This window comes from Streptomyces sp. NPDC086519, from assembly GCF_040686075.1.
GTDB lineage: Bacteria > Actinomycetota > Actinomycetes > Streptomycetales > Streptomycetaceae > Streptomyces > Streptomyces shenzhenensis.
In genome coordinates, this window is record NZ_JBFBJL010000025.1 from 1 (window position 1) to 17,341 (window position 17,341).

General features: G+C 72.6%; 15 protein-coding genes. 5 read left to right on the plus strand and 10 right to left on the minus strand.

Annotated elements, in window-relative coordinates; all coding sequences use genetic code 11:
• Positions 1 to 28 precede the first annotated feature (28 nt).
• The 8 genes from AB0P24_RS23730 to AB0P24_RS23765 all read right to left on the minus strand — a co-directional run bounded on the left by AB0P24_RS23730 (position 29) and on the right by AB0P24_RS23765 (position 9,285).
• Positions 29 to 1,297 carry a cytochrome P450 gene (locus AB0P24_RS23730; RefSeq protein WP_365797108.1) on the minus strand — a complete coding sequence of 423 codons (1,269 nt, stop codon included), beginning with the start codon at positions 1,295 to 1,297 and terminating at the stop codon, positions 29 to 31.
• Positions 1,298 to 1,338: 41 nt separating this feature from the next.
• Positions 1,339 to 2,049: an O-methyltransferase gene (locus AB0P24_RS23735; protein ID WP_365797110.1), complete on the minus strand. Its 711-nt coding sequence runs from the start codon at positions 2,047 to 2,049 to the stop codon at positions 1,339 to 1,341.
• A gap of 181 nt (positions 2,050 to 2,230) precedes the next feature.
• Positions 2,231 to 3,472 (minus strand): cytochrome P450, encoded by a 1,242-nt coding sequence (locus AB0P24_RS23740; protein ID WP_365797112.1) that lies wholly within the window; start codon positions 3,470 to 3,472, stop codon positions 2,231 to 2,233.
• Entirely contained in the window at positions 3,469 to 3,801 is a 333-nt protein-coding gene (locus AB0P24_RS23745) for a hypothetical protein (RefSeq protein ID WP_365797114.1), read from the minus strand. Before AB0P24_RS23745 ends, AB0P24_RS23740 begins: the two co-directional genes overlap by 4 nt.
• Before the next feature lies 1 nt (position 3,802).
• Positions 3,803 to 5,344 (minus strand): AMP-binding protein, encoded by a 1,542-nt coding sequence (locus tag AB0P24_RS23750; RefSeq protein ID WP_365797116.1) that lies wholly within the window; start codon positions 5,342 to 5,344, stop codon positions 3,803 to 3,805.
• Positions 5,345 to 6,388: 1,044 nt separating this feature from the next.
• Positions 6,389 to 7,411 carry an LLM class flavin-dependent oxidoreductase gene (locus AB0P24_RS23755; protein ID WP_365797118.1) on the minus strand — a complete coding sequence of 341 codons (1,023 nt, stop codon included), beginning with the start codon at positions 7,409 to 7,411 and terminating at the stop codon, positions 6,389 to 6,391.
• A complete protein-coding gene (locus AB0P24_RS23760; RefSeq protein ID WP_365797120.1) occupies positions 7,396 to 8,661 on the minus strand; it encodes a 3-deoxy-7-phosphoheptulonate synthase class II in 1,266 nt (421 codons plus the stop codon). Before AB0P24_RS23760 ends, AB0P24_RS23755 begins: the two co-directional genes overlap by 16 nt.
• 171 nt (positions 8,662 to 8,832) lie before the next feature.
• Positions 8,833 to 9,285 carry a type II 3-dehydroquinate dehydratase gene (locus AB0P24_RS23765; protein ID WP_365797122.1) on the minus strand — a complete coding sequence of 151 codons (453 nt, stop codon included), beginning with the start codon at positions 9,283 to 9,285 and terminating at the stop codon, positions 8,833 to 8,835.
• A 386-nt stretch (positions 9,286 to 9,671) separates the two neighbouring features.
• On the opposite strand from AB0P24_RS23765, the gene AB0P24_RS23770 reads away from it, so the two are divergent.
• Positions 9,672 to 11,021, plus strand: coding sequence for a helix-turn-helix transcriptional regulator (locus AB0P24_RS23770; RefSeq protein ID WP_365797124.1), 1,350 nt, complete (start codon positions 9,672 to 9,674; stop codon positions 11,019 to 11,021).
• A gap of 350 nt (positions 11,022 to 11,371) precedes the next feature.
• On the opposite strand, the gene AB0P24_RS23775 is transcribed toward AB0P24_RS23770, so the two are convergent.
• Positions 11,372 to 12,607, minus strand: coding sequence for a CaiB/BaiF CoA-transferase family protein (locus tag AB0P24_RS23775; protein WP_365797126.1), 1,236 nt, complete (start codon positions 12,605 to 12,607; stop codon positions 11,372 to 11,374).
• Between the two features lie 6 nt (positions 12,608 to 12,613).
• Entirely contained in the window at positions 12,614 to 13,024 is a 411-nt protein-coding gene (locus AB0P24_RS23780) for a hypothetical protein (RefSeq protein ID WP_365797128.1), read from the minus strand.
• Between the two features lie 423 nt (positions 13,025 to 13,447).
• Between AB0P24_RS23780 and AB0P24_RS23785 the strand changes: the two genes are divergently transcribed.
• Genes AB0P24_RS23785 through AB0P24_RS23800 form a run of 4 tightly spaced genes read left to right on the plus strand, consistent with a single transcriptional unit; the run spans position 13,448 to position 17,332 of the window.
• A complete protein-coding gene (locus AB0P24_RS23785; protein WP_365797130.1) occupies positions 13,448 to 14,608 on the plus strand; it encodes a DegT/DnrJ/EryC1/StrS family aminotransferase in 1,161 nt (386 codons plus the stop codon).
• Positions 14,605 to 15,702, plus strand: a complete 1,098-nt coding sequence (locus AB0P24_RS23790) for a Gfo/Idh/MocA family oxidoreductase (RefSeq protein WP_365797132.1) — start codon at positions 14,605 to 14,607, stop codon at positions 15,700 to 15,702. The genes AB0P24_RS23785 and AB0P24_RS23790 overlap by 4 nt, the downstream gene beginning before the upstream one ends.
• Positions 15,699 to 16,364: an HAD-IA family hydrolase gene (locus AB0P24_RS23795; protein ID WP_365797134.1), complete on the plus strand. Its 666-nt coding sequence runs from the start codon at positions 15,699 to 15,701 to the stop codon at positions 16,362 to 16,364. Before AB0P24_RS23790 ends, AB0P24_RS23795 begins: the two co-directional genes overlap by 4 nt.
• Positions 16,361 to 17,332, plus strand: a complete 972-nt coding sequence (locus AB0P24_RS23800; RefSeq protein WP_365797136.1) for an ROK family protein — start codon at positions 16,361 to 16,363, stop codon at positions 17,330 to 17,332. The genes AB0P24_RS23795 and AB0P24_RS23800 overlap by 4 nt, the downstream gene beginning before the upstream one ends.
• Positions 17,333 to 17,341: the final 9 nt, after the last annotated feature.

Sequence of the window (17,341 nt, forward strand, 5' to 3'; positions counted from 1 at the left end):
GGGGCCGTGAGGAACGCCGCCCCGGAGGCTACTGCGCCGGCCGTGCCGTGCGGGGGCCCGCCATGACCGTGACCGGCAGGTGCACCGGTCCGAAGAACAGCAGGGACGGCCGCCATCGGGGTGCCCCGGCGGGACGCAGCGCCGGCCCCCGGTGCAGCGCCCCGCACACGGTTTCGACCAGCATTTTCGCCAGCGCCGCGCCGAGGCAGTGGTGGATTCCGGTGCCGAACGCCAGTGACGCGGTCTCGGGGCGCTCGATGTCCAGTTCCTCCGGCCGGGCGAACACCTCAGGGTCGCGGTTCGCCCCGGCCAGCAGGAGCACCACGATTGATCCCGCGGCGACCGGCACCCCGCGGATCTCGGTGTCGCGCGTCGCGTAGCGGCGGGTGATGTGGTAGCCGCCGCTGTGCCGGAACGCCTCGGCGGCCGCCCGTTCGGCCCGCGCCGGGTCGGCGGACAGCCGCTCCAGCTGGCCGGGGTTGGTCAGCAGGGTGTGCATGATGTTGCCGAGGGTGTCGCTCAGGGTCGTCACGCCGGCCCCGAAGACCGGGAGCACCGCGAGCGCCAGCTCGCGGTCGGTCAGCTGCTCGGGGTCGCCCGCCTGTTCCACCAGGCAGGCGCTGATGAGGTCGTCACCGGGCTCGGTGCGCTTACGGGCGATCAACTCGGCGAAGAGCGCGCCGAGTTCGGCCGCGGCCTCGTCCGCCCGCCGGCCCATGGCCGCCCTGGCCGCCTCGTCGGCGGTGGGGTCGGGTGCCGGGACCGCTTCGTGCAGCAGCCTCCAGCAGCGGGGGTGCTCACGCACGGGGATTCCCAGCAGGCCGCCGAGCACCGCCAGGCTCAGCGGAACGGAGACGAGCTCCTGGAAGTCGGCGACGTGGCCGGACGGGACGGCGGCGAGCCGGTCGAGCGCGTTCAGCACCTCCTTCTCCACCACCGGGCGCAGCACCTGCAGCCGGCGTGCGGTGAACCCCCGCGACAGCTGCCGCCGCAGCCTGGTGTGGTCCGGCGGGTTGCGGAAGAACAGCGACGACAGGAACTGCTCCTGACTGCGCGACGGCCGCCATCCGGGGATGTTGTCCGCCATCCAGTCGGTGTCGACGACCCGGAAGGTCTCCTGGTCGGCCAGGACCTGCCGGCAGTCCGCGTACCGCGACACGAGTGTCGTACCGGTCCGTTCGCTGCGGTGTACGTCGGCGAGTTCGCGGAGCCGGCGGTAGTGGGCGAACGGGTCGTCGCTCGTGCCCGGCGCCAGTACGAACCGCACCAGCTCCTCGATGTCCTGCCCGGTCGTCATGGTGCTCCCCTCGTCGGCGCCGTTGGTCTGCCGCCCGGTCCTCAGGCCGTGCGCCGCGCGACCCAGAGACCGTCGCGCACCGGCAGGATCACGCCGTCGAAGTCGGGGTCGTCGGCGAGCGCCGTGTTCATGTTCCGGACGCCGACCAGCTCGTTGGAGTGTTCGGCCGTCTCCCCGGCGACGACGCCGCCCCCGCAGAAGGCGTTGTCGATCATGAGGAAGCCGTTCACCTCAAGGTGCGCCTTCGACAGCTTCAGCAGCTCGGTGGCGAGCGAGGGGTCGCTGCCGAAGTACCGGTGCTTCATGATGTCCTGGAAGATCAGATCGTAGGTGCCGAGTTCCGGGATCAGCTCGAAGGCGTCACCGACGAGGATCTCGATGCGGTCGGCCATGCCCGCGCGGTCGATGAAGTCCGCGGCACGTGCCGCCCGTTCGGGGTCGAGTTCGATGCTGGTGACCTTGCCGCCCTCGGGCAGCGCGTACGCCAGCCACAGCGCCGAGTAGCCGATCGCGGTGCCGAGGTCGAGCACCCGCGTCACGGTGTCGCCGCGCAGCGCGGTGAGCGTGCGGACGATCGCGCCTTCGAGCCGTCCGATGACGGGGATGCCCTCGTCCCTCGCGACCTTCTCCATCTCCAGCAGAACGGTGTTCAGCCGCTCGGGCAGCGGCGCCTGGCGGACCAGAGCGGTGGCGAAGATCTCCCGCTGGTCGGTGCTGTCCTGCGGGACGATGGGCAACGATGTGTTGATCACGAATGTGTTCCGTTCTGCTGGGTCCGGTCGCCGGTCGCGGTGAGCGAAGCCGGCCACGGATCAGGCCAGTTCTGGTCGACGGGGCGGAGACGGGCGGTGCGGGCGGCGGGTCCGGACCCGGCCTGCGAGTCCGCGTCTTCGTCTCCGTCTTCGGGCACAGGGGACACGCCGTGTTCCTCTGTCATGGGGGCAGGCCCGCCGGATCGGCTTCGAGCGTGACGGGCAGGGTGTTCATGCCGTGCAGGATGCTGGAGTGGATCCAGGTCTCCGGCGCGGTCTGCCGCACGCCGGACACCATCCGGCGCAGGCTGTCCAGTACGGCCTCGATCCCGGCCCGGGCAAGGATGTGCCCGAGGCAGTGGTGCGCGCCGGTGGCGAAGGCAAGGTGCCGGTTCGGTGTGCGGGTGAGGTCGAAGCGGTCGGGGTCCGGGAAGACGTCGCCGTCCCGGTTGGCCGAGGCGATCCAGGCGCTGACGATCTCGCCCGCCCGGATGGGCTCTCCGTTCACCTCGACGTCGGCGGTGGCCGTCCGGCCGCCGTGCAGCGAGGGCGCGGTCCAGCGCAGAACCTCGTCGGCGGCCGTCCGGAGGTCCAGGGCGCCGCTCTTGAGCGCGTCCCACTGATCCGGGTTCTCGATCAGTGCCAGCAGGCCGCCGGAGACGGCGTGCCGGCCGGTCTCGTCCCCGCCGGTCATCAGGCCGTGGCAGTTGGCCATCAGCTCGGCGTCGCTGAGCGGCTCCCCGTCGATGCGGCAGTTGGCGAGCAGACTCATCGCGTCGTCGCCGTCACCGCCGCGCCGGGTCCGTGCCAGGTCGGCGAGATAGAGCAGGATCTCGCTCTCGGTGGTCCAGGAGTCCTCCGGCGGGGTGTCGGCGTGCCCGGAACGCCATGTCTGCGCGGTGAGGCCCAGCAGGTACTGCCGGTCTCCCCGCGGCACGGCGAGCAGGTCGAAGACCGCGCCGAGCGGAATGTTCGCGGAGACGTCCCGGACGAAGTCGGCTTCGCCCTTGGCGACGGCCGCTGCCACGACCTCGTCCGCCGTGCGGCGGACGCCCTCCTGGATGGCGGCGAGTACCCGGGGGGAGAACGCCCTCGTCAGGATCGCGCGGATCCGCTGGTGGCGCAGTCCGTCGGTCACCGCGAGCATCGTCCCCGCGGCCGCGTCCCCTCCGGTGAGCAGGGTGGGCAGGCCGTTGCCGTGGGCGGTGGTGAACTCCCGGCTGCGGTAGACCTCCACCGCGTCGGCGTACCGGGTGATCACCCAGAACGCCGGCTGCGAACCGCGCGCCGACTGGCGGTGGAAGGGACGCTCGGACCGCAGCCGGCGCCACACCTCGGTCAGGTCGCGCTCGGCGTGCAACCGGGGGTCGGCGAAGTCCAGTTCGTCGAGTTCGTCGGGGGAGGCCAGGGGCAGTGACGTCATCGGCCGCCACCCTGCGCGGGGGTGGCGACCGCCGCGAGCGCGCGAACCGTCGGGCAGTCGACGATCTCCTCGGGCGGGACGGCGGGACCGGCGAGGCGGGCTCGCTGGATCACGCTGATGACGAGCCGGTCCGGTCCGGTGTCGCGCGGGGGCTCGTCCGCGGTGCCAGGGCCGATGTCGCGCCGGGGCAGTTCCGCGTCCGGCGCCGTCCACGGACGCGGGTGGCGCAGGGCCGGTTCGGCGGCCGCCTGCCGCTGGGCGCTGCTGTCCGGGGAACCATCGACGTCGACCAGCGTGACCAGGGGAGCGGGGAGTGTCGCTCGCCCCATGTCACGCCGTCCCCTCGGCCCGCGCGGCCCGTGCCAGGACCTCGGTGCGCAGCCGCACTCGGTCCGGCTTGCCGGGACCCACCAGCGGCAGCGTCTCCCGCAGTTCGATCTCGGCGGGCACATGGTTCGCCGACAGCGCGTCGGCGACGTGCCGTGCCAGCACCGCGCGGTCCAGGGTCACACCGTCGCGCGGCACCACGGCGGCGCAGATCCGCTCGACGCGCTGCTCGTCCTCGACGCCGAAGACCGCGGCGGTCGCCACGCCCGGGTGATCCAGGAGCACCCGCTCGACCGCGCTCGGGTGAACCTTGATGCCCTTGACCTTGATGACGTCCGCGATGCGGCCGTGCAGATGCAGCAGGCCCGCCTCGTCCAGGTGTCCGATGTCCCCGGTGTGCACCCAGCCGTCCCGCAGCACACGCGCCGTCAGTTCGGGTTCGTTCCAGTAGCCGGCCATCTGCCACCGGCCACGGACGCACACCTCGCCGGACTCGCCGACGGGCAGTTCCCGGCCGTCGGCGACGGACCGGACGCTCACCCGGTCGGCCTCCAGCGGACGGCCCACGGTGGCGCGCAGCTCCGGGGCCAGGTGGTCCTGAGGTGTCAGCAGGCTGATCATTCCGGTCTCGCTGGTGCCGTAGACCTGGAAGAGGACGGGGCCGAGCGCCTTCACCGCGTGGGCGAGCCGCTCGGGTGCGGCGGGACTGCCGGTGTAGAACAGCTCGCGCAAGCCCGTCAGGTCGGTGTTCGCGATATCGGGGTGTTCGGCCAGCGTGTACACCTGCGGAGTGCCGAGCACGAGGCGGGTGATCCCGTGGCGGGGGACGGCGCGCAGCACCTCGGCGGCGTCGAAGCCGGGGTGCAGTACGACGGTGCCGCCGGCGACGATCGTGTCGTCCGCGGTGGAGCCGCTCGAGTGGGTGAGCGGCGCCGTGACCAGGCAGCGTCCGCGGCCGCCGCGGGCCGCGGACGTCGCGATCATCTCGTTCTTGACCGCGTAGGGCCAGCTGACGCCCTTGGGCTTGCCCGTGGAGCCGCTGGTGTAGGTCACGACGGCGATCGTGCCCTGCTCGGCGGTGGCGAGGTCGAAGTCACCGGGGGCCGACAGGTCGAGCGCGGCCGGGAGGTCGTCACCGCCGCCGAGCACCGCGACCGGTGGCCGCTTGGGCAGGAAAGCGCTGAGGTCCCGTGCCCGCGCGATGTTGTCCTGGTCGACGGCGAGCAGGGTGGGCTCGACGTCCACGAGGATGCCGAGCTGCGCCTCGGCGGAGAGCTGGTCGGAGGGGTCGATCGCGCTGACACCGCGGATGTGCACCGCGGTGGCGCCCACCAGGTTCGCCGCGTAGCGCAGGATCAGGGTCGCGGGCGTGTTCGGGTTCGTCAGTACGGCCACCGTTCCGCCGGGGCCGACGCCGTGCTCGCGCATCCGGGCCGCCGCGTGGATGACGGAGTCCGCCAGCTCGCGGGCGGTGGTCGGCGTGTCCCGGTGAACGAGCGGGATGCCATCGGGCTCGGCGCTCAGCTTGGTGAGGATCTGGCGCACGTAGTGATCATGGCCTTGCACGTCCGTTCTCCAATGCGACTCGGTGGTCAACGGGCACGTCCGGGCATGGCGTGTCGGCATGCCCGGGCCGGGTGTGCAGGGATCTTCCGGCGGGGTACATCGGCCTGCGCCCTGATCCCGACCACCGTAGGTTCCGGCCGACAGGGCCCACATCCCTCGGGCTGGTAGCCCGGCAGGACCACCGTGCGGTCACGGTCGACGGCTGTCAGCGGTGCCGGCAGGCGGCACTTGGCCGGTGAGAGCGTCGGCCCGCGGTCCCGGTGAGCGTCCGGGCGGAGAACTCCGCGGCGGTGGGAACCGGCCCGCCCGGGTGCCGAGTCGGTCGACGAGGAGGGGCGCGGTGAGGAGACAGGCCGTGCTGTCCGACGGTGCCAGTGCGAGCGCCGGAGTCCGGGTGAGGCTCTTGAGCGCGGTGGGGACGGTGGCGTTCTCGGCTGCCGCGACCGCGTCGTCCACGACAGCGATGTCTTGGCCGCCACCGTTCTCGGTCACGAGTCGAGGACGCCCCGGCGGGCCAGGAGACCGCACGCAGCGGTACGCGGTCGTGTCCGGTCCACTGTTCCGGGCAGGGCGCGTGCAACTGCCCGGGGCCGGCCACGGGGACGAGGGTGAGCAGGGCCGACGGTCGCCGAGGCGGGCGCGGACCGGCCAGTTCGCGGCGTCGGCCGGCGCTCCGCCGGTCCGGTCGCACCGCGCCGCACCGCACCGCACCACCATCGTCCGGCGGCCCATGTCCTCGACCTGTGCCGCCGGAGGTGTGCAGGCGGATTCGTCGGCGTCGGGCAGCGCCGAGCCGAATCCGCCCGTGGCTGACGCGAGCGCCGCGGCCCGGGCTCCGGCTCCGGCTCCGGCTCCGGCTCCGGCTCCGGCTCCGGCTCCGGCTCCGGCTCCGGCTCCGGCGTTGATCGCAGCCTGCGACCTTCCCGCCTTTCACCTGGCGCGGGCCGTTTCATCCGCAGGTGCCAGAGGTTGGGGCGGTCCGAGCCCGGCCGGCCTCAGCCGGGTCGGTGGTCGTCGGGTCGGTCAGCGGTTCATCTTGCGTACGGCGGGGAGCACTTCGGCGCCGAGGATCTCGATGATCTCGGCAACCCTCGCGAAGGGCATCCCGCCGAGGTCGATCTGGGCGAGCAGCCGGTCGTGGCCGAACAGCTCGTACTGCCGCCCGATCCGGTCCACGATCTGTTGCGGGCTGCCGAGCAGCAGCGCGCCGTCCTCGCCCCGCTGCAGGTCGAACATCTCGCGCTGGCCCTGGAGCCGGCCCCGGGAGTGGTGGGCGGCGTACGCGGCCCAGTGGGCGTGGAAGCGGTCCACCTCGGCGGGGGTGTTCGCGACATGGAGATAGTTCGCGGTGGCCACCGGCAGCTCCGCCGGATCGTGCCCCGCCTGTTCCGCCGCCGCCCGGTACACGGCGAACGTCTCGACGAAGCGCGAGAGCGCACCGCCGGTGGCGCCGACGAGGATGGGCACACCGAGCGACCCGGCCCGCTTGGCGCTCCCCCGGTTTCCGCCGACGCCGACCCAGACGGGCAGCGGGTAGCGGTTGGCCCGAGGCACCACCCCGGCGCTGGTGAGCGGCGCGCGGTGGCGACCCGACCAGCTGACCCAGGGCTGGGCGGTGATCTTGCGCAGCAGCTCGAAGTGGTCGGTGAAGAGGGCGTCGTAGTCGTCGAACTCGTACCCGAACAGCTCGAACGGCTCAGGGAACGCGCCGCGGCCCACGGTGATCTCGGTGCGGCCGCCGGAGATCAGGTCCACGGTGGCGAAGTCCTCGTACACCCGTACCGGGTCGAGGACCCCGATCAGCGTCGTCGCGCTCGTGAGCTTGATGCGCGTGGTGGCCTGGGCGATCGCGGCGAGCACGACGGCGGGCGAGGACACCGCGTAGTTCGGATGGTGGTGCTCGCCGACGGCGAAGACGTCCAGTCCCGCCTCGTCGGCGAGTACGGCGGCGCGCACGATGTCGGCGATCCGCCTGCCGGCGGGCGCGACGTCACCGGTCGCCGGATCCGGGGTGAGGTCGGCGAGGCTGATCAGTCCAAGCTCCATGCGGACATCCTGTCAGGACGCCCATGGCAGTGGCAGGCCGCTCCGCCAACGCCTGGTGCCCGACGCATCAGTTCCGCCAGGAGCGTGGTCACCGCCATCGCCTGACGGGCGTTCAGCCGGGGGTCGCAGGCGGTCTCGTAACGGTCCGGCAGGTCCGCCTCGCCGACGCCCGCGCCGAGGCACTCGGTGACGTCGTCCCCGGTCAGCTCCAGATGGACGCCGCCGGGCCGGGTGCCGAGCCGCCGGTGCACCTCGAAGTACCCGGCGAGTTCGTCGACGATGTGCTCGACGCGTCGGGTCTTGTGACCGGTCGACGCGACGAAGGTGTTGCCGTGCATGGGGTCGCACTGCCAGACGACCTGGTGTCCGAGCGCGGTCACCTTCTCGACGATGGGCGGCAGCACGTCGCGAACCCGCCGGTGTCCCATCCGGCTCACCAGTGTCAGCCGGCCCGGGACTCCGTCCGGGTCCAGCCGCCGTACGTACTCGACGGCTTCCTCCGGGGTGGTGGTGGGACCCAGCTTCACACCGACGGGGTTGGCCAGCAGTTCGGCGAACCCGATGTGGGCGCCGTCGAGCCGGCGCGTCCGCTCGCCGATCCACAGGTAGTGCGCCGAGCCGCTGTAGGGCCGGCGGTCGCCGGGCGGACCCGGCCGCAGCAGCGCGCACTCGTAGTCAAGCACCAGCGCCTCGTGGCCGGTGAAGACTTCGCCGCCCGTCCAGGCCCGCACGAAGTTCATCGCGACCGCCGAGGCGGCATGGGCCCGGAGCATCCGGTGCGGGTCGGGCGCCCGTTCCGCCGAGGTCGCGGCGCGGCCGTTGACCATGTCACCGCGGTAGACGGGCAGCCCGTGGGCGTCCACCGCGGCGGAGCGGGGCTTGGCGTACTGTCCGGCCATCCGGGCCAGCCGGACCACCGGCAGGCCGCCCGCGCGGGCGAGCACGGCGGCCATATGGGCCAGGAGGTCGAGGTTCCCGCGCAGATGCGATTCGGTGTTGCCGGTGAAGGTCTCGGCGCAGTCCCCGCCCTGGAGCAGGAAGGCCGCACCGCGCGCCACTTCCGCGAGCCGGGCCGTGAGGCGGTCGGCCTCGGCGGGCAGGACCAGCGGCGGCGCCGTGCGCAGCGCCTCGCGGACGGCCCGCACACCGGCCGGATCCGGCCATTCGGGCTGTTGCGCCGTGGGCCGGGAGACCGCGGCCGCGAGCGGCAGCGGGGCCGGGCCGGTCCCTGGCAGCCCCAGGTGCATCATCGGCGGTGCGGGGAGGCTGCGGCGGCGTGCGCTGTCCCAGTCCCCGGTCGTCCATGGTGGGGGTGCCGGGCGTCCGGCGGCGGGAAGCCGGCCGCGGCCCGTTCGGCAGTCATCACTGTCCGCTCCCGGTGTGGTGGCAGGTGCACGACGCCCTCGTGACGGCCCGGAGGGTCACGGCTGCCCGGCGCCGGCCTCGCACAGCCGCACGAGCGCCTGCGCGGCCAGTCGGTAGCCGAAAGCGCCGAGGCCGACGACGACGCCGGAGGCGAGCGGTGCGAGAACGGATTCGTGCCGGAACCGTTCCCGGGCCCAGACGTTCGACAGGTGCACCTCGATCCACGGGGGATCGTAGGCCGCCAGCGCATCCCTGAGGCTCCAGCCGGCGATCATCAGGGCGCCGGGGTTCACGATGGCGCCGACGGTCGCGGCGCGGTACTCGTGCACGGCCTGTACCAGCTCCCCCTCCCCCTCCCGCTGGACCGAAATCACGTCCCAGCCCGCTTCCGCCACTTCAGCCGCAACCATTTTCTCGATATCACCGAGAGTCTCTCGGCCATATATTTCCGGTTCGCGTTCTCCAAGAATTCCGAGATTAGGCCCGTTCAACAAAAGAATGGCACTCATACCCAACCTCTCCGGACGGCGGAATCCGACCCTCGGACCCCCTCAGGGCCCGAGTCGAAAGGCTCACCCGCCCCTGCACCGCGCCACAACCGCACGACTTGACAGTCCTGGACGCCGCCGAACCGATCACCGAATCGGCCCAGCTCAGCTACCTTTCCAGATCACACTCCGCACAAACGCGCGACAGCCGCACATCCCGCCGGGCGGCTCGCACGCGGAAAGTCAAGCCGTGTCCAGCAAAAAAATTGCCAAATTTAGCGGGGGCATGAAATTACTCTTAAAAGGTCGAATTATGGCCCCGCATGCCCACCGTTGACAACCGCACGGAGCCGCTCATAGGCTCGCTCGACGATGTGGAATTCACATTTCCCAGGGGAGGGTTTACTTTGCAAAATGACACATTAGCCGAATGCGACACTCCCCACACGGCGGTAATTCCGCTGAAGTGCGCGGCATCACCGTGCCGTACCGCCTCCTTCATCTCGTCGGCCCGGCGCTCCTGGCGCGACGGCCGGCTGGACGACGGCATCCGCATCGCCGAACAGGCGCTGCACGGCGGATGCACGGTGGACAGCCCCTGCCGCACGGAAGCCGCGTTCGTCCTGAGCCTCCTGCTTGCGCAGGTCCGAAGGACGGACCACGCACACGCCGTACTGGACACCGTCGACGAACTCGTCCAGGCGCGCGGCGACGACCAGTTGACCGCGACCGCGACACTCGCTCGATCCGGGGTCATCCTCGCCACCGGTGACTTCGGGAAGGCGGCCAAGCTCGCCACCGCCGGACTCGGGGAAGCCGAGCAGGCCGGGCTCAAGGCCTGGACACCGCTCGGACACTTCGTGCTGGCACAGTCCGCACTGCGCCAGGGCCACCTGTCCACGGCCGTCCGCTACACGCAGAAGCTGAAAGAGGACACCGTCTTCCGGCGGGAGATGCTCCATGTCGGCCAGGCCGCCTGGGCCGTGATCCAGATCGCCGAGGCCGAGAAGGGCCGGCGCCATGCCGTGCTGCTGGGCGCCGAGCTGCTCGCCGCGGACACGGCCGTACGGCAGCTCTCGATCGCCGAACCCGCGGCGCTGCCCTGGCTCGTCCGGCTCATGATGAACAGCGGCCACAAGCAGCTCGCGGCACACGGCGTTCGGATCTGCCAGCAACTGGCCACCGAGAACCCGCACTTCAGCACGGTGCAGGCGGCTGCGGCCCACGCCGCCGGACTGTACGACGAGGACCTCGGCAAGCTCCGGCTCGCCGCCGAGTCGCACGTCGATCCCTGGGCGAAGGCGTCTGCCAACGAAGACATCGCTGTCATCCTCGCCCGCGGTGCCGACGACCGGACCACCCCGGCCCGCGACCTCCAGCAGGCGCTGGACACCTACACGCAGACCGGAGCGTGGCGGGACGCCTCGCGCGTCGAGTCCCGGCTGCACCACAGCACCGCGGACACCGGCGTGGTGAGCCGGCACCAGCGTAGGCGGGAGATCCCGGAACTGACCGACACCGAGTACGCCGTCGCGCATCTGGTCGCCCAGGGCTTCACCAACGGGCAGACCGCGGGCCAGCTCTTCCTGTCGCAGCACACCATCGCATTCCACCTGCGCAAGATCTTCCGCAAACTGGACGTGGAGTCCCGCGTGCAACTGGCGAGCCTGTGGAAGGACCTGGCTGTCCGGCAGACGGGGATACGCGAGCACACGACGAGTGCCCCCGCGACGGGCTGGCCCCGGCTGTCCTCCTAGCGGGAGCATCCCCGCCCGAGGCGACCCGGACAGTGCCACTGCCTTGTGGGGCGGCCGCGCAACGTACCCGGCGCTGCTGGACCCGGGCGGCTCCGATCCCGGTGACCGGGGAGAACGGCCGGCCTCCGGGCCCGCTTCAGGCAAGTCGGCAGTGCCGCCCCGGGCTCCCCGGCCGACTCCGCGCGGCGTCGGCCTCGCGGACGGGATCGGACGTGCCGCCCGCCGGACCCGGCGCGCCCTGTCGGTCGGGGCGGATCCAGGGGTCGGGAATCGTGTTGCCCCTGTCGGAGAAACGGACCGGTGGCACCACCGGCACCGCGCTCCGTGCCGACTCGACAGGCGCCTCCGGCTCAGGCCGGAGAGTTCTCCGGCACCCCGGAGACAGCACCGCAGCGCCGCAGGCCTGCGATGTCTGCGGCGGAATAGCCCAGCTCGCGCAGTACCGGCGCGGTGTGCTCGCCGAGTGCCGGGACCGGCCCCATCGGCAACTCCACGCCTTCGACGGTGAAAGGCGGCAGCAGTGCGCGTACCGTGCCGCCGGGCGTCTCCACCGGACGCCAGCGGCGGCGCGCGGCCAGCTGCGGATGGTCCAGCAGGTCGTCGACCCCGTTGACCCGAGCGGACGCGATGCCGATGGCATCCAGGCAGGCCACGACCCGGTCCACGGCCGTCGCCGAAGTGTGCTCGGCGACCAGCGCCTCCACCGCCGCGCGGTGCCGCACGCGGGCCACGTTCGTCGCCCAGGCCGGATCGGTCGCCAGATCGGGCCGGCCCAGGAACTCCGCGGCGAACCTCGCCCACTCCCGGTCGTTCTGCACTCCGATGACCACGTCCGCGCCGTCGGCCGTGGGAAACGCGCCGTAGGGTGCCACGCTGGGATGCGACAGCCCCATAGGACCGGGCGAACGTCCGGTCCCCTGGGCGTGGTGGATCTGGTAGCCCATCCATTCGCTGGTCGCCTCCAGCATCGAGATCTCCAGCGCGGCGCCCTGGCCTCCCACTCCTCGCCCCACCAGGGCGGCGAGAGTCGCGGACAGGGCGTACATGCCCGCCGCGATGTCGGAGGCGGGAATGCCCGCCTTCGCCGGACGGTCGGCAGCTCCGGTCACCGAGACCACGGCCGCCTCGCACTGGATGAGCATGTCGTAGGCCCGCTTGTCCCGGTAGGGGCCGGTGCCGCCGTATCCCGACATGTCGACGGTCACCAGCCGCGGATGCCGGGCCCTCAGCCCGGCGGCCCCGAATCCGAGCCGGGCGGCCGCGCCCGGGGCGAGGTTCTGCACGAAGACGTCGGCACCGGCGACGAGTTCGGCGAGGACCTGGCGCCCGCCGGGCGACTTCAGGTCGAGCGTGACCGACTCCTTGCCCCGGTTGAGCCAGACGAAATGACTGGCCAGTCCGCCCACACTGGTGTCGTAGCTCCGTGCGAAGTCCCCGCCGTCCGGGCGTTCCACCTTGATCACACGGGCGCCGAGGTCGGCCATGTGACGAGTGGCCAGCGGTGCCGCCACCGCCTGCTCGACGGCGACCACGGTGATGCCCGCGAGCGGCAGGCCGGTGCCCGCGAGCGGTTGTGTGCGGGGCATCCCGTGTCACCGCCCCTCGGGGGTGCGTGCCACCGGCAGGGTACTCATGCCGTACCGGACGCCCGGGTGAGTCCGCTGCTCGGGGCCGGTCTGCTCGGCCGTGCGCATGTGCGCGCCGAAGCCGGACGCCGGGTGTGGGTCGGGGCGGTCGTCCGGTGTGAGGCGGTCCGGGTCCGGGAACGGCTCGGCGCCGCGCTCGGTGGTGACGTGCTCCTCGTCGCGGTACACGGGCATCGCGTCTGCGTAGTGGCTGAGCACCTGGCAGCCGAGACGGTCCGCACGCGGCGACTGCCGGTGGCACGGCCGCTCCGCGCGCGGATGAGGGCACGCCTCGGTGAGCTCACGCTCGGCATGCGTCCGGGGGTCGGCGAATTCCAGGGAGTGCAGCTCGTCCGGGCTGACGACGGGGCGGGTCATGATCTGGGCCCTTCCGCGACGGAGGTGAGAGATCGGCAGCGTCGGCGGGCCGGCGGGCCGGCGGCCCCGTCCCGGCACCGGTTCCGGCTGCCCGCCCGCCACCGTAGGCTCGCGACGGACGCCCCGGCATCCTTCACCCGGGTAGTGCGCGCTCCCCGGCGAAACCCCTGTACACGTGGGCGGGAATCCGTCACGCCGGCCCTCGGACGGGTACTACCAGGTCGTGGGATGCGACGGCGCGACCGGCTGCCTACGGTGAGCTGACACCCCATCGCCTCGCCCACGGATGCCTTCTCGGATTCCTCCGGAGCGGTCCACCCGCGAGGCGGCGCAGTACATGGACCCCTCTCCACGGTGGACGGCCGAGGCTGCTCGGAGGGAACCCACCGTTGCGGGGCGGGAGACAAGAGGAGAGTAGCCAGTATGAATCCCCGGCCCGCACCGACCTTCCCGGACTGGCCCCAGTTCGACGACACCGAACGCGAGGCTCTCGAACGTGCGCTGGCACAGGGCCAGTGGTGGCGCATGGGAGGCGGTGAAGTCAACGCCTTCGAGGAGGAGTTCGCCGAGTACCACGGTGCCCGGCACGCGCTGGCCGTCACCAACGGAACGCACGCGCTGGAGCTCGCCCTGCAAGCCATGGGCGTCGGCCCCGGCGACGAGGTGATCGTACCCGCGATCACCTTCATCTCGTCCTCGCAGGCGGTACAGCGACTGGGCGCGGTGAGCGTGCCCGTGGACGTGGACCCCGGGACGTACTGCATCGACGTCGCCGCGACGGCCGCGGCCATCACCCCGCGGACCAAGGTGATCATGCCCGTGCACATGGCCGGGCTGATGGCGGACATGGACGGACTGGAGAAGCTCGCCGCCGACGCCGGCGTGGCGCTGCTCCAGGACGCGGCACACGCGCACGGGGCGCGGTGGCGTGGCCGACGGGTCGGCGAACTGGGCTCGATCGCCGCGTTCAGCTTCCAGAACGGCAAGCTGATGACCGCCGGTGAAGGCGGCGCCGTCCTCTTCCCCGACGACGAGCGGTACGAGAGCGCGTTCCTTCGTCACTCCTGCGGCCGCCCCCGCACCGACCGCCACTACCGGCACCAGGTGGCCGGGACCAACATGCGGCTCAACGAGTTCTCGGCCGCGGTGCTGCGCGCCCAGCTCGCCCGCCTGGACGGCCAGATCACGGTCCGTGAGGAGCGCTGGCCGGTGCTGTCCGCGCTGCTGGCCGACATCCCCGGCGTCGAGCCGCAGGCCGACGACGACCGGGCCGACCGCAACCCCCACTACATGGCGATGTTCCGCCTGCCCGGCTGGTCCGAGGAGCGGCGCAACACCCTGGTGGACCGGCTGGTCGCGGCGGGGCTCCCGGCGTTCGCGGCGTTCCGCGCGGTCTACCGGACCGACGCGTTCTGGGAGATCAACGCACCGGACGAGACGGTGGACGAGGTGGCCGCACGGTGCCCGAACGCGGAGGCCATCAGCGCCGACTGCGTCTGGCTGCACCACCGGACGCTGCTCGGCTCCGTGCCGGCGCTGACGGACGCCGCCGCCATCGTGGCAGAGCTGGTTCGCGCCGGATGACCGTACGCACGTTCCTGGTCGGACTCGGCTGGTCCGGCCAGGAGATCTGGCTTCCCCGGCTGCTGGCCCACGACGGCTACGACGTGGTGGCCGCCGCCGACCCCGATCCGGCGCGCCGCGCCGCGTTCACCGCCGCCACCGGACGTCCGGCGTTCGCGGACACCCGCGCCTTCGACACCGGGCAGGCCGACCTCGCCGTCGTCGCCGTCCCCAACCACGCCCATGCCCCGGTCGCCCGGGACCTCCTGCTGCGCGGGCTGGCCACGTTCGTGGAGAAGCCGGTGTGCCTCTCCGCCGGCGAGGCCGAACTCCTCGCCGACGCGGAACGGCGCGGCGGCGCAACCCTGTTGGCAGGCAGCGCCTTCCGCCATCGGGCGGACGTCACGGAACTGGCCCGGCTGGTCCCGGCGCTCGGCCGCATCCGCAATGTGGACCTGTCCTGGATCCGGGCCCGTGGCGTGCCGCAGGCCAAGGGCTGGTTCACCAACCGCTCGCAGGCGGGCGGCGGCGTCCTCTTCGACCTGGGCTGGCACCTCCTCGATGTGCTCGACGCGGTCGTCGGCCCGTTGACGTTCGATCAGATCGCTGCGGTCACCACGGACGACCATGTGAACGAGGCGGGCTGGACGGCGGCCTGGCGCCGTGAATCGCCGGTCACAGGCGTCACCGCGGACGTCGAGGACACCGTGCGCGCCTTCCTGGTCGCCGAGGGCGGCCTCTCCCTCGGGCTGCGGGCCAGCTGGGCCTCGCACAGCGCGACGCGCGACGTCACCACGATCCGGGTCGAGGGCACCGCCGGGACCGCGACCCTGTGCTGCACCTTCGGGTTCAGTCCCCACCGCGTACCGCGGTCCGGGATCACCCACGTCCGGGCGGGAGAGGTCAGCGAGATCCTGGTGCCCGCGGAACCGGTCGGCGCCGAGTACGACCGTCAGCTCTCCATGCTGGGCACGCTGTCGTCCGCACCCTCGTCGCGGGGCCGGGCGATCGAGGGCGCCCACCGGATCGTCACGGTCATCGAAGCGATCTACGCTGCCGCGGCCAAGTCCCTGGTGCCGGTCGGGCCGGCCGATTCAAAGGCAGGTGAGAGATGACGACCGTCGCGCCACGCAGCGCGGTGATCTTCGACCTCGACGGGGTCCTGGTCGACAGCCACGAGGTGATGGGCAGGGCGTTCGCCGCCGCGTACGCCGAGGTGGTCGGTGACGGCCCGGCCCCGTTCGCGGAGTACCAGCGGTACCAGGGCCTGTACTTTCCGGAGATCATGCGCATCATGGGCCTCCCGCCGGAGATGGAGGAGCCGTTCGTCCGGGAGAGCTACAAGCTGGCCGACCAGGTCCCGGTGATCGACGGGATGGTGGATCTGCTGGAGACCCTGCGGGCCCGGGGGCTGGGGCTCGCAGTGGCCACCGGGAAAGCCGGAGTGCGGGCCCGGTCGCTGCTGGAGACTCTGGGCATCCTCAAGTACTTCGACCATGTGATCGGATCCGACGAGGTCGCGCGCCCCAAGCCGGCGCCGGACATCGTGCTCCGGGCCCTCGGGTTGCTCGGTGTCCCTGCCGAGGAGGCGATCATGGTGGGGGATGCCCCTGCGGACGTCCGGAGCGCCCGGGGCGCGGCCGTGACCTCCGCCGCGGCGACCTGGGCGACGGTCGACGAGGCCGGCCTGCTGGATGCCGGTCCCGACCTGGTCCTGACGTCTCCCGCGGAGCTGCTGGCCTGGTGTCCCCCCGGTCCGGTCGGCGGCCTGGGATGAGCCTGCCTTCCGCGGCCGCCGGCTCACGGGAGCCGGCGGCCTGGCTCGGCATGGACATCGGCGGCACCAAGGTGGCCCTGCGTGCGGAGATCCCTGGCGGGGAGGCCCGTGAGCGCGTCGTGCGCTGGCCCGGCCGCGGAGCCGCCTCCGACCTGGCCCGGCTCACCGCCGAGGTCGATCTGTTGCGCCGGGAGGTTCCGGGCGGGTTCGCCGCCGTGGGCATCGCGCTGCCCGCCACCGTCGGCTCGGACGACCGCGTGGTGGTCTGGCCGAGCCGCCCCGAGTGGGTCGGCCTGGACGTCCGCCGTGCCATGGCGGAGCTGTTCCCGGACACGCCTGTCGGCTGGGCCGACGACGGAGACCTGGCCGCGCTGGCGGAGGCGGAGGCGACAGGTTGCGCCGACGTGCTGTATGTCGGGGTCGGGACCGGTGTCGGGGGTGGCCTCACCTCCGGCGGCGCCCCGGTCCCCGGCCGCGGCCGCGGTTCCTTCGAGCTCGGCCATGTGGTGACCGACCCGGACGGTCCGCCCTGCCGGTGCGGCCGACGCGGCTGTCTGCAGTCCACCGCGTCCGGCCCGGCCACACTGGCCCGGGCCGGCCGGCTGCACGGCGCCGACGTGACGTACCGGCAGCTACGGGAGGGGTTCGCGCTCCAGGAGCCGTGGGCCGTACGGGCCGTGGACCGTACCTGTCACCGGATCGCACTGGCGGTCACCGGCGTCCGGGAGCTGATGCACCCGGGAATGGTGGTCGTGGGCGGCGGGTTCGCCGGCGGACTGCCCGGCTTCGTCGACATGGTGGCGCACCATCTGCACGCCCTGGCCCGGCCGGGCGTGCCCGCACCACCGGTACGGGCGTCCTGCCGAGGCGGACTCACGTCGCTGTACGGTGCCGTGGCCCTCGCCCGCGTCCTGGAGCGGGACCCGGCGCGCACCGCCGCCCCGGCGAGCCGTGTGCCGCCGGGCTGAGCCGGCGCG